13 protein-coding genes and 1 pseudogene are annotated in these 12,046 nt (G+C 53.2%); 6 read left to right on the top strand and 8 right to left on the bottom strand.

Going from position 1 to position 12,046, the window contains the following annotated elements:
- Positions 1 to 37: 37 nt before the first annotated feature.
- The 3 genes from OGY67_RS11055 to tolC all read right to left on the bottom strand — a co-directional run bounded on the left by OGY67_RS11055 (position 38) and on the right by tolC (position 3,507).
- Positions 38 to 1,198, bottom strand: coding sequence for a glutathionylspermidine synthase family protein (locus tag OGY67_RS11055; protein ID WP_008785828.1), 1,161 nt, complete (start codon positions 1,196 to 1,198; stop codon positions 38 to 40).
- A 5-nt stretch (positions 1,199 to 1,203) separates the two neighbouring features.
- Positions 1,204 to 1,881 carry a DUF1190 family protein gene (locus OGY67_RS11050; RefSeq protein ID WP_286573957.1) on the bottom strand — a complete coding sequence of 226 codons (678 nt, stop codon included), beginning with the start codon at positions 1,879 to 1,881 and terminating at the stop codon, positions 1,204 to 1,206.
- Between the two features lie 147 nt (positions 1,882 to 2,028).
- Positions 2,029 to 3,507: an outer membrane channel protein TolC gene (gene tolC, locus OGY67_RS11045; protein WP_137378090.1), complete on the bottom strand. Its 1,479-nt coding sequence runs from the start codon at positions 3,505 to 3,507 to the stop codon at positions 2,029 to 2,031.
- Positions 3,508 to 3,706: 199 nt separating this feature from the next.
- On the opposite strand from tolC, the gene nudF reads away from it, so the two are divergent.
- The 5 genes from nudF to parE are packed head-to-tail and all read left to right on the top strand — an operon-like array spanning position 3,707 to position 8,112.
- Positions 3,707 to 4,339: an ADP-ribose diphosphatase gene (gene nudF / locus OGY67_RS11040; RefSeq protein WP_032945031.1), complete on the top strand. Its 633-nt coding sequence runs from the start codon at positions 3,707 to 3,709 to the stop codon at positions 4,337 to 4,339.
- Positions 4,336 to 4,758, top strand: a complete 423-nt coding sequence (locus tag OGY67_RS11035; RefSeq protein WP_003024582.1) for a DUF1249 family protein — start codon at positions 4,336 to 4,338, stop codon at positions 4,756 to 4,758. Before nudF ends, OGY67_RS11035 begins: the two co-directional genes overlap by 4 nt.
- Positions 4,759 to 4,782: 24 nt before the next feature.
- On the top strand, positions 4,783 to 5,610 hold the full coding sequence (cpdA, locus tag OGY67_RS11030; protein ID WP_016154517.1) for a 3',5'-cyclic-AMP phosphodiesterase: 828 nt from the start codon (positions 4,783 to 4,785) through the stop codon (positions 5,608 to 5,610).
- Positions 5,610 to 6,191 carry an esterase YqiA gene (gene yqiA, locus OGY67_RS11025; protein WP_003024575.1) on the top strand — a complete coding sequence of 194 codons (582 nt, stop codon included), beginning with the start codon at positions 5,610 to 5,612 and terminating at the stop codon, positions 6,189 to 6,191. The genes cpdA and yqiA overlap by 1 nt, the downstream gene beginning before the upstream one ends.
- Positions 6,192 to 6,219: 28 nt before the next feature.
- Entirely contained in the window at positions 6,220 to 8,112 is a 1,893-nt protein-coding gene (parE, locus tag OGY67_RS11020; RefSeq protein ID WP_003024571.1) for a DNA topoisomerase IV subunit B, read from the top strand.
- 106 nt (positions 8,113 to 8,218) lie between these two features.
- Here the strand turns inward: parE and OGY67_RS11015 are convergent, their stop codons facing one another.
- The 4 genes from OGY67_RS11015 to qseB form a co-directional block, all read right to left on the bottom strand.
- Positions 8,219 to 8,533, bottom strand: a complete 315-nt coding sequence (locus OGY67_RS11015; RefSeq protein ID WP_003024557.1) for a putative quinol monooxygenase — start codon at positions 8,531 to 8,533, stop codon at positions 8,219 to 8,221.
- Between the two features lie 30 nt (positions 8,534 to 8,563).
- A complete protein-coding gene (locus tag OGY67_RS11010) occupies positions 8,564 to 9,145 on the bottom strand; it encodes an NAD(P)H-dependent oxidoreductase (protein ID WP_003828397.1) in 582 nt (193 codons plus the stop codon).
- Between the two features lie 109 nt (positions 9,146 to 9,254).
- Complete coding sequence (qseC, locus tag OGY67_RS11005; protein ID WP_048225549.1) at positions 9,255 to 10,604, bottom strand: quorum sensing histidine kinase QseC; 1,350 nt, start codon at positions 10,602 to 10,604, stop codon at positions 9,255 to 9,257.
- A complete protein-coding gene (qseB, locus tag OGY67_RS11000) occupies positions 10,601 to 11,260 on the bottom strand; it encodes a quorum sensing response regulator transcription factor QseB (RefSeq protein WP_003828394.1) in 660 nt (219 codons plus the stop codon). Before qseB ends, qseC begins: the two co-directional genes overlap by 4 nt.
- Before the next feature lie 150 nt (positions 11,261 to 11,410).
- On the opposite strand from qseB, the gene OGY67_RS10995 reads away from it, so the two are divergent.
- Positions 11,411 to 11,809 (top strand): YgiW/YdeI family stress tolerance OB fold protein, encoded by a 399-nt coding sequence (locus tag OGY67_RS10995; protein WP_003024544.1) that lies wholly within the window; start codon positions 11,411 to 11,413, stop codon positions 11,807 to 11,809.
- Positions 11,810 to 11,854: 45 nt separating this feature from the next.
- On the opposite strand, the pseudogene OGY67_RS10990 reads toward OGY67_RS10995, so the two are convergent.
- Positions 11,855 to 12,046, bottom strand: a pseudogene (locus OGY67_RS10990) (DUF2931 family protein); the annotation flags it as partial.

Genomic DNA, 12,046 nt, shown 5'->3' with positions numbered 1-12,046 from the left:
GGCCGGGTAAGGCGAAGTCACCACCCGGCTCTCTCAATTATTCGACAAAAATATGCGGATAGAAACGTGACAGATCCTGCGTGATTAATGCGCGGTCTTCACGAATGCCGATCCCGGCTGGTTGATCGTTGATCAGCCAGCTGCCAATCAGCATATAGCTGTCGCCAAACTTCGGTAGCTGATGGAACTGCTGCACGATCATGCCTTCTTCACCGTACGGTCCTTCCACGGATTCGATCGTTTTACCGTTCTCAACGATGGAGACGTTAGCCCCCTCGCGCGAGAAGATCGGTTTGACGACGAATTTATCCATCTGCGGATGGTCGTCTTCGGCGAAGTACGCTGGCAGCAGGTTCGGATGGTCCGGGAACATTTCCCATAACAGCGGCAACAGTGCTTTGTTGGAGATAATGCTCTTCCAGGCCGGTTCCAGCCAGCGAACGCCAGCGTCTTCCAGCTTGGTGGAGAACATTTCACGCAGCATGAATTCCCACGGATAGAGCTTGAACAGGTTAGCGATTACCTGATCCTGCATGTCGGTGAACTGACCTTTTTCACCAAGACCAATATCTTCTACATAGAGGAATTCTGTAGCGATCTCAGCTTCGGCAGCGCAATCCTGCAGATACTGGATCGTACCGCGATCTTCTACCGTATCACGACAGCAGGTCAGATGAAGCAGTTGAAAACCATACTGCTCACGCAGCTCGGTGAAACGCTCGATCAGTTTTTCCTGCAGACTGTTGAACTGATCGCTGCCTTCCGGCAGGTTGCCCGCATTGAGCTGATCTTCCAGCCAGATCCACTGGAAAAACGCGGCTTCGTACAGCGAGGTTGGCGTATCGGCGTTGTTTTCTAAAAGCTTGGGTTCACCCGTGCCGTCCCACGCCAGATCGAGACGTGAATAGAGCGACGGTTGCTGTGTCTGCCAGGACTGGCGGACAAAGCCCCAGGTATGCTTCGGAATGCGAAACTTGGTCATCAACTCATCGCTGGCGATGACCTTTTCCACCACCTTGAGGCACATTTGATGCAGCTCTGCGGTGACCTCTTCCAGCTTTTCAACCTGAGCAAGAGTGAGCTTATAGTACGCGTCTTCACACCAGTAAGGCTCGCCGTACATAGTGTGAAAATTGAAACCGTATTCGGTGGCTTTGTCGCGCCAGTCCGGGCGCTCAACAATACTGACTCTTTCCATGACGATCAGCCACCCATTGAACGTGTGTTGGTGCCGCTTGCGCTACGCTGCATGGTGCTCTGTTTGGCCACAGACTCACCAAATCCGCCGCGGGTTACGGTAGAGGTGGTAGCTGGTTTCGGTGCCATAGCGGTTTTCGGTACGGTCATGGTGCGACCCGGCGTTGCTGCACCGTAGTTTTTACCGCTGGCATCCGTGTATTTGCCGTAAGCCGGGCTGGCTGGGTTTTTCGAGCTGAACAGCGGTTGCTGAGCGCCCATTCCGCCGCCCATCAGTCGGCCCATCATGTAGCCTGCCATCAGCGGCATCCAGAAGCTGCCGCTGCTTTGATTCTGCGCCTGAGCCTGGCCTTCACCGGTCGGCGCCATACCCGCTTGCGCAGGAGCCTGCTGGCACTGGCCTTCACCGAATTCAGCGATACAGTCTTCACGAGTGGCGTATTTTGGTGCGGTACGTTCAGCTTCTTTCAGCGCATTGTTAAACGCAGTAGTACATTCGGCGCTTTTACCCGGATTCGCCGCAGAGCAGTCGTCAGCGTTCTGATAAAGCGAAACCGTTTCGTCGCTCTTTTCACAGCCCGCGAGCATAAACACAGCGGTAACTGCCAGGGCGACAGGAGTCAGATGGCGCGCGCTCCAGCTTTTGCGGAACGAGGCGTGATGTATAGATTTTGTCCGTTTCATTTATGTCTTCCAGTACCCAGTGGTAACTCTGCTCAGAATAGAGGATGACTGGTCGAAATTGAAGCGGTAAGAGGCGAGAATGCGGAAGAAGGGGCGGATCTTTACGTTGTCTTACGTTCAGACGGGGCCGAAGCCCCGTCATCAGCATCAGTTACGGAACGGGTTGTTGCCGGTGCTGCTGGTTGAACGTGCTGCTGTCGGCTGTGCCGCAGGCGTCGCGCTGTTGGACGTATAACCGTCCGCCGCGGCGTCTTGCTGCGCGTTTTCCGGCGCGATCGTATCCGGCGTTGTGGATACTGGTTTACCCAGCGTATTGTTCAGTGCCACCAGATCCTGCTCGTTCAGCGTACCGAGCGCAGATTTGACGTTTAACTGGTTAATAAGATAGGTATAACGCGCATTCGCCAGTTGCTGCTTGGCGTTGTACAGCGTGGTGGTGGCATCCAACACATCCACAATGGTACGTGTACCTACGGAATAGCCGGCTTCCATCGCATCCAAAGAACTTTGTGCAGAGACAACCGCTTGTTTGTAAGCGTTAATGCTACTGATAGACGCATTAATGTTGTTGAACGAAGAACGAACGGTCTGCACCACGCTGCGGTGTGCGCTTTCCAGTTGTTCACTCGCGCCAACAAAGTTGTACTGCGCTTGTTTCACCTGCGAGTTAACCATTCCGCCCTGGTACAGCGGCAGTGAGAAGCTCAGACCGATTTTATTCTGGCCCATGTTGCTGTCGTCATACTGGGAGCTGTTGGTTTTAGACCCGCTGTACGAGGTGTCAGATACCCCGGTAGAGGCGGTCAGGTCCAGAGTCGGTAAATGACCATCCTGCGCCAGACGAATCTGCTCACGTGCCAGATCCTGGCTCAAACGGGCCTGCAATAATGACAGGTTGCGGTTTTCTGCTTCTTTCAGCAGCGCGTTCACCGCCTGCGGTTTGTTGGTTTTAAAACCATCAACGTTCAGTGAAGCCAGTTCCGGATAGTAGTTACCGGTCACCTGGCGCAGCTGTTCTACTGCGTTATCCAGATTGTTACGTGCGGTAACTTCGTTCGCCAGTACGGTATCGTACTGTGAACGGGCGTTCTGTACGTCAGTGATGGCAACCAGGCCAACGTTAAAACGCTGTGTTGTCTGATCTAACTGACGATAGACCGCATCTTTTTGTGCCTGAGTGTAAGAAAGCACGTCAATTGCGTTTAGTACGTTAAAATAGGCCGTGGCGGTGTTCAGGATCAGCGTTTGCTGATCGGTCTGATAGGTCACGTCCTGGATGCCCGCTGATTTTTCTTGCAGCGTCAGGGCACGCCATTTAGACATGTCGAACAGCGTCTGAGTCAATTGTAATGACGCGCTGGTTGCATTGGAGTTGACGCCATTTGCATCACGGTAACCATTGCTGTAGGTGTAATCGGCACCTAAACCCAGTTGCGGCAGCAATGGACTACGCGCTTCGTTAATTTTTTCGAATGCAGCATCGCGATCGGCGGCGGATTTACGCAATTCCGGGTTGCTCAGGCGTGCTTGCTGATAAACCTGCATCAGGTTTTCTGCCTGGCTCAAAGTACTGAACCCCGACAGGCTCAGGCCGATAAGGATGGGGAGCAATTTCTTCATTTGCATTCCTTGTTGTGAAGCAGTATTTAGCGCTGATCAAATTGTAAAAATATTTGCTGATTCTAGCAGAATCCGCCACTTCAAAAAGTTGGCGTTACGTGCCATACGGCGTTAATTTGCATCAATTTAACACAAGGGCGTTCAAACATCAGTCAAACGACCTTGAAATTCACATTTTAATCACTATTGGTTTCAGGACAGCACAATGCGTAAACCAGACAACTTGCCAATGACTTTCACTAAAAATGATGTAGAAATTATTGCACGAGAAAAGCTATACCGCGGTTTTTTTTCACTGGATCTTTATCGGTTTCGCCATCGCCTGTTTAACGGGGGGATGAGCGGCGAGGTAACGCGCGAAATTTTTGAGCGCGGACACGCGGCAGTCTTGCTACCCTTTGACCCTGAGCGAGATGAAGTTGTGCTGGTCGAGCAGATCCGTATCGCGGCATTTGATACCAGCGAAAGCCCGTGGTTACTGGAAATGGTGGCCGGGATGATCGAAGAGGGCGAGACCGTTGAAGATGTAGCCCGTCGTGAAGCAATGGAAGAGGCCGGGCTGGAAGTTAAACGGACGAAGCCCGTTCTGAGCTATCTGGCAAGCCCGGGTGGCACCAGTGAGCGCCTGTCTATTTTAGTCGGCGAAGTGGACGCCACGACCGCGAGCGGGATCCATGGTCTGGCTGATGAAAACGAAGATATTCGTGTTCATGTGGTAAGCCGGGAACAGGCTTACCAATGGGTAGAAGAGGGGAAAATCGACAACGCAGCGTCTGTCATCGCCTTGCAATGGTTACAGCTGCACTATCAAGAGTTAAAAACTGAGTGGAAAAAATGAAGCGTTACACACCTGACTTCCCTGAAATGATGCGTCTGTGCGAAACCAACTATTCGCAATTGCGCCGCCTGCTGCCACGTAATGATGCAGCCGGTGAAACAGTGAGCTATCAGGTAGCAAACGCACAATATCGGTTAACGATCGTGGAATCGACCCGATACACTACGCTTGTTGCGATCGAACAAACGGCACCGGCCGTCACATACTGGAGCCTGCCGTCATTGACCGTGCGCCTGTATCATGACGCAAGGGTGGCTGAAGTGTGTTCAAGTCAGCAGATCTTTCGCTTCAAAGCGCGGTATGATTATCCAAATAAAAAGTTGCATCAACGCGACGAAAAGCATCAAATTAATCAGTTTTTGGCCGACTGGTTACGGTACTGTTTAGCACATGGAGCGATGGCGATTCCGGTTTATTAGCGTCGTGAAACCTAAGGACACCATTTGGAAAGCCTGTTAACCCTTCCTTTGGCTGGTGAGGCCAGAGTCAGGATCTTACAAATTACAGACACTCACCTGTTTGCCGAAAAGCATGAAACGCTGCTGGGTGTGAACACCTGGGACAGCTATCAATCCGTACTGGATGCAATACATGCAGAGTCGCCTGAGTACGATCTGATCGTCGCGACGGGTGATTTGGCGCAGGATCAATCCGCTGCGGCTTATCAGCATTTTGCTGAGGGCATCGCAAGTTTTCGTGCGCCCTGCGTTTGGCTACCGGGCAATCACGATTTTCAGCCGGCAATGTACAGCGCGCTGCAGGATGCGGGCATTTCCCCGGCTAAACGCGTTTTCATTGGCGAACAGTGGCAAATATTGCTGCTCGACAGCCAGGTGTTCGGCGTTCCCCACGGTGAGTTAAGTGAATTCCAGCTCGAATGGCTGGAACGTAAACTTGCCGATGCGCCAGAGCGTAATACCTTGCTACTACTGCATCATCATCCCCTGCCTGCGGGCTGCAGCTGGCTCGATCAGCACAGTCTGCGTAATGCCGCTGAACTGGATAACGTGCTGGTGAATTATCCTCGCGCCAAGTATCTATTGTGCGGGCATATTCATCAGGAACTGGATCTGGACTGGAACGGACGCCGTCTGCTGGCGACGCCGTCGACCTGCGTGCAGTTTAAACCGCACTGTTCCAACTTCACATTGGATACCATCAGCCCAGGCTGGCGGACGCTGGAGCTTTTTGCCGACGGGACGTTGCAGACTCAGGTACGTCGTCTGCAGGGTAATCGGTTCCACCCTGATACCGCTTCAGAAGGCTACTGATGTCTACGCTTCTCTATCTTCACGGATTTAATAGCTCTCCTCGTTCGGCGAAGGCGTGTTTACTGAAAAACTGGCTGGCGGAACACCACCCGCACGTTGAGATGATCGTGCCGCAGCTACCTCCGTATCCTGCGCAAGCCGCAGAGATGCTGGAATCGATCATTCTTGAACACGGCGGAGAGTCGCTGGGGATTGTCGGTTCCTCTTTAGGCGGCTATTACGCCACCTGGCTGTCGCAATGTTTTATGCTGCCGGCAGTGGTGGTGAACCCTGCCGTACGGCCTTATGAACTGCTGGTCGACTATCTCGGTCAAAACGAGAACCCCTACACGGGGCAGCAATATGTGCTAGAGTCACGCCATATTTACGATCTTAAAGTCATGCAGATTGACCCGCTGGAAGCGCCGGATTTGATCTGGCTGCTCCAACAAACGGGCGATGAAGTGTTGGACTACCGCCAGGCGGTGGCGTATTACGCCTCCTGCCGTCAGACAGTTATTGAGGGCGGAAACCACGCATTCACGGGCTTCGAAGATTATTTCAACCCGATTGTCGATTTCCTTGGACTGCACAGTTTCTGACGATCAATTCGAATTGCTTATTTAAACCATGACGCAAACTTATAACGCTGATGCCATTGAGGTACTCACTGGGCTTGAGCCGGTACGCCGTCGCCCTGGGATGTACACCGATACGACCCGTCCGAACCATCTTGGGCAGGAAGTGATTGATAACAGTGTGGATGAAGCACTGGCGGGCCACGCAAAACGCGTGGACGTGATCTTACATGCCGACCAGTCTCTGGAAGTCATTGATGACGGACGCGGCATGCCGGTAGATATTCACCCTGAAGAAGGCGTTCCGGCGGTTGAGCTGATCCTCTGTCGTCTGCACGCGGGCGGCAAGTTCTCTAACAAGAACTACCAGTTCTCCGGTGGTCTGCACGGTGTGGGTATCTCCGTTGTTAACGCCTTGTCCAAACGTGTGGAAGTGAACGTGCGCCGCGACGGGCAGGTATACAACATCGCGTTTGAGAATGGCGATAAAGTGCAGGATTTACAGGTTGTCGGTACCTGCGGCAAACGCAATACCGGGACCAGCGTGCACTTCTGGCCGGATGAAAGCTTCTTTGACAGCCCGCGTTTTTCTGTTTCGCGTTTAACGCACGTACTGAAAGCCAAAGCGGTACTGTGCCCAGGCGTTGAGATCACTTTTAAGGATGAGGTCAACAACAGCGAGCAGCGCTGGTGCTACCAGGACGGTTTAAATGACTATCTGAGCGAAGCGGTGAATGGCCTACCGACGCTGCCGGAAAAACCGTTTATCGGTAATTTCAGCGGTGAGACGGAGACGGTGGACTGGGCGCTGCTCTGGCTGCCGGAAGGCGGCGAGCTGCTGACCGAAAGCTATGTGAACCTGATCCCAACCATGCAGGGCGGTACGCACGTTAACGGTCTGCGTCAGGGACTGCTGGATGCGATGCGCGAGTTCTGCGAATATCGTAACATCCTGCCGCGTGGCGTGAAGCTGTCGGCGGAAGATATCTGGGATCGCTGTGCTTACGTGCTGTCGGTAAAAATGCAGGATCCGCAGTTTGCCGGACAAACCAAAGAGCGCCTCTCTTCGCGTCAGTGTGCGGCATTCGTCTCTGGCGTGGTGAAAGATGCATTCAGCCTGTGGCTGAACCAGAACGTGCAGTCAGCCGAACTGCTGGCTGAGATGGCGATTTCCAGCGCGCAGCGTCGTCTGCGTGCAGCGAAAAAAGTAGTGCGTAAAAAGCTGACCAGCGGTCCGGCGCTGCCGGGTAAACTGGCGGACTGTACCGCACAGGATCTTAATCGCACCGAACTGTTCCTTGTCGAAGGTGACTCGGCGGGCGGATCGGCCAAGCAGGCGCGCGATCGTGAATATCAGGCGATCATGCCGCTGAAAGGTAAGATCCTCAATACCTGGGAAGTCTCTTCCGATGAAGTACTGGCTTCGCAGGAAGTTCACGATATTTCCGTGGCGATCGGTATCGATCCGGACAGCGACGATCTGAGCCAATTGCGCTATGGCAAGATCTGTATCCTGGCGGATGCTGACTCCGATGGTCTGCACATTGCCACACTGCTGTGTGCGCTGTTTGTAAAGCACTTCCGCACGCTGGTGAAACACGGTCACGTCTACGTGGCGCTGCCGCCGTTATACCGTATCGACCTCGGTAAAGAGGTGTATTACGCGCTGACGGAAGAAGAGAAAGCGGGCGTACTGGAGCAGTTAAAGCGCAAGAAAGGCAAGCCGAACGTGCAGCGCTTTAAAGGTCTGGGTGAAATGAACCCGATGCAGCTTCGTGAAACTACGCTGGATCCGAACACCCGTCGCCTGGTGCAGCTCATTATCGATGATGAAGACGATCAGCGTACCAACGCAATGATGGATATGCTGCTGGCCAAGAAGCGTTCTGAAGATCGTCGAAACTGGTTGCAGGAGAAAGGCGATCTGGCAGATCTCGAAGGGTAATTGCATGTAGAAAAGCCGGAGACGGGCGTAAAATGCCTTATCCGGCTCTCATCTGACGAAGCGATTTATGCCGGATAGCTAAGCGTCACCCGGCAAATCGACAATCTTAAATGCCCGACTCCAGAATACGAATATTCATGTCCAGCACGTCACCTTTCACGGCTTCGCTGTAGGCTTTCATATGCGGGGTCTGCAAATGCGCTTCAAGATGCGCGATGCTTTCCCACTGCTCAACCATCACGATTGAATCTGGTGCTGTAGTCTGAAAACTCACACCTGCGGCATGATCCACCATCGGCGCATAGCCGTGGCAGCCTTCTTCTTTCAGTACGGTCGGAACGATTTTGGCAAACTGATCCAGTACCGCCTGGCGGTGATGTTGACCTGGACGTGTACGGATTTCTGCAATAACGGTAAGCATGGTTAACTCCTTCTAATTCCAGGTTACCAGTTAACCAAAAATTTCGGTCAGATGCTTGCGATATTCTGCGATATAACGCGGGACGTCCGGCATTTTAATCACGTCATTGGTGATAAAGGTCGGCAGCGCTTCCATTCCCAGGAACTGGTTTGCTTTATGGAAAGGGAGATAGACGCCATCAACGCCAACACCATGGAAGAACTGGTCTTTTTCAGTGAAGGCTTCCATCGGTGCGTTCCAGGTCAGGGACAGCATGTATTTTTTGCCCTGAATCAGCCCGCCGGAGCCGTATTTTTTAGAAGCATCTGAACGTGTGCGGCCGTCGCTGGCGTACAGCGTACCGTGACCTTCGGTAAACACGTCATCGATGTATTTTTTCACGGTCCACGGTGCGCCCATCCACCAGCCAGGCATCTGCCAGATAACCGCATCGGCCCAGACGAAATTCTGCACTTCTGCTTTTACGTCATAATCGCTGTCTGCGCGTACGACTTTAACATCATGCCCGAGGTCGCGCAGGATACCGTCCGCGACCTCGGTCAGGGTGTCATTCAGTTGACCATTAGAATGGCCGAATTTTTTCGCCCCGTTGATAATCAGAATGTTGCTCATTTTGTGTCCTCAAGGAAATACGTTTGAGGACGATTTTACTCCCACCAGCGGTGCGGTGAAATTAGCAAAATGTGCAAAGTCTTTTGCTATATGAGCAACAATAACGCAATTACCAACTGACTTTTGCTTCAAAGCCACCTTCCGGAGCGTTGCCGAACGAGGCTGACATTCCATGCAGTGTTGCGATACGACGGACAATCGACAGACCGAGACCGCTGCCGGTCACGCTTTGTCCCGGTGGACGATAAAAGCGTTCACCGATGTGTGTAAGTACCTCTGGCGCAACGCCAGGACCGTTATCTTTGACGCTGAAGTTACGGGCGTTGAGCGTCACTTCCACAATGCTCCCCTGCGGACTGTAGCGAATGGCATTATCCAGCAGATTTCGTACCATCAGGCTCAGCAACAACGGCTGTCCTGTACGCGTGATATTGTGCGCGTTAATCTGCAAACGTACGTCAATGTGCGCCTGCTGGGCCGGGTGGTAGATATCCATCACCGCGGATTGCAGTAGCTCCTCCAGCGAGATTTCTGCCACATCCTGAAGATTATCGAGGGAGTCGAGGCGCGAAAGCGTCAGGAGCTGATCGACCAGTCGGGTGGCGCGTTCAATACCCGCATGCAGCTGCACCAGCGCTTTTTCCCGCGTTTGCGGGTCGTCGTCTGACAGTTGCACCACTTCGGTTTGCACCTTCAGCGCGGTCAACGGACTGCGCAGCTCGTGAGCGGCGTCAGAGGTAAAGCGCCGTTCGCGGACCATCATAGAGTGAATGCGAGTAAACAGCTGATTAAGTGATTCAACCAGCGGGCGCACTTCGCTTGGCACACCTTTCGGGTCGAGCGGTTCTTCTGATTCCGGGGCGCGCCAGCGCAGAGCTTGCGCCAGTTTTTTTAGCGGCCTGAGTTCGCGACTCAGCATGACCACCAGGATCAGCAACATCAGCGGCAGCGCAACCAGCCACGGGGTTAACTGTGCGGTAAGGATCGACAGCGCCATATCCTCCCGGTATTCCCACTCCTGGCCCACCACAATGCGATATTTTCCATCAGCGGAATTCAGCCACAGGAAGCGCCAGGAATCGTTGTCGCCCCTGAGTTGGCCGTCGCTAAACCCCTCCCGGCTGTAGCTGTAAGGAATATCCTGGCCATTGTCGCCATCGTGTAGCACCATTTTGCCGTCGGTGGAGTAGATGGCGAACGCCAGCGCGTCGTCATCAATATGGCCATGTTTCAGTTTTTTTGGCGTGCGGGCCATATTGCTTGAGGTGGTGACATCGCTGATATCCAGCGTGCTAAGCCGCTTGGCGAACAGCATCAGTTGCGTATCAAACAGCTCATCGACATTATCGGTAGTCTGCCTCCAGGCCACAAAACTGGATACGGCCCAGGTTGCTGATGCCAGAATCAGAAAAATAAGCGTTAGCCTGACTCGCAGGCTGAGGCGTTGTGTGAGTTTCATGCGTCACCCAGGGTATAGCCAATGCCATGCACGGTACGGATAAAGTCGCTGCCGAGCTTACGGCGTAAGTGATGGACGTGGACCTCAACCGCATTGCTGGAGACATTTTCGTCCCAGGTATACAGTTTTTCTTCAATCAGTTTGCGGGGCAGGACGCGACCTTTGTTGCGCATCAGCAGTTCCAGCAGCGCGAACTCTTTAGGTTTGAGTGACAAAGGTTCACCCGCCGCCGTGGCGACCAGCGCGCCGGGATCGAGCGTTACCTGGCCATGGCACAATGTGTTGCTGGCCTGGCCGCTGGCACGACGTACCAGTGCCTCCAGTCTGGCGGCAACTTCGATCAGCGCAAAGGGTTTGCACAGATAGTCATCTGCGCCCAGGCGCAGGCCTTCTACGCGTTCTGCCAGCGCGTCGCGAGCGGTCAGAATCAGCACAGGCTCCTGCTTTCCGTTGGCTCGCCATTCGCGCAAAATGTCCCGTCCGTCTATGCCTGGCAGCGTCAGGTCGAGGATTACCGCATCATAAGGTGCGCTGTAGAGTGCTTCTTTCCCTTGGCGACCTTCGGTAAACCAGTCGATGCTGAAACCCATTTTACTCAGACCTGTTTTCAGGCCATCGCCAATCAACGTGTCATCTTCGATCAGTAAAATACGCATATGTTCATCCCTGCGATAACTCATTTGCAGTCAGTAAACCTGTGGCTACAGTCTCTGTACAGCAAAAAAAGTATCTTTTTTTGCCTTAAGAACTTGTTAAGGATTAACTTATTTAATAGTCGTAAACCAACATGAAAGGGAGACATGACGATGAAAAAATTAGCTGCAATGGTTGCCGTAATGGCACTGTGTTCCGCACCTGTTCTGGCAGCTCAGCAGGGCGGCTTCTCTGGGCCAACGACAACCACCACGCAGAGCCAAAACGGCGGATTTGTCGGCCCTAACGGTAGCAGCACGACGGTAGAAAGCGCCAAATCACTGCGTGATGACACCTGGGTTACCCTGCGCGGGAACATCGTTGAGCGTATTTCCGACGACCTGTACGTGTTTAAAGATGCGACCGGCACGGTGAATGTGGATATCGACCACAAGCGCTGGAACGGCGTAACCGTCACACCGCAGGATGTGGTTGAAATCCAGGGTGAAGTGGATAAAGACTGGAACTCCGTTGAAATCGACGTGAAACAGATTACCAAAGTTGCTAAGTAATCCCCATCAGGGCCGCATTCGCGGCCCTTTTCTTTAGAACCAGTCTTAATCCCAGTTGCCATAGGGGTAGGTTTTACCGTTGATAAATGCCTGCGTTGACCGGAGGAAGGTAAAACTGCCGCCCGGGACGACGTAGTCTTTACACAGGGTCAGGTCTTTGCCGGAGCGGGTTGTCAGTTTCAGGGGCGTGACCGGCAGGCTGGGGCGTCCGGCGACATCGGAAAACCAGATTTTGAC

The organism is Citrobacter sp. Cpo015 (genome assembly GCF_030333035.1).
Classification (GTDB): Bacteria; Pseudomonadota; Gammaproteobacteria; order Enterobacterales; family Enterobacteriaceae; genus Citrobacter; species Citrobacter portucalensis.
Note: the sequence above shows the minus strand (reverse complement) of the source record. Positions and strands in the feature narration are given on the sequence as shown.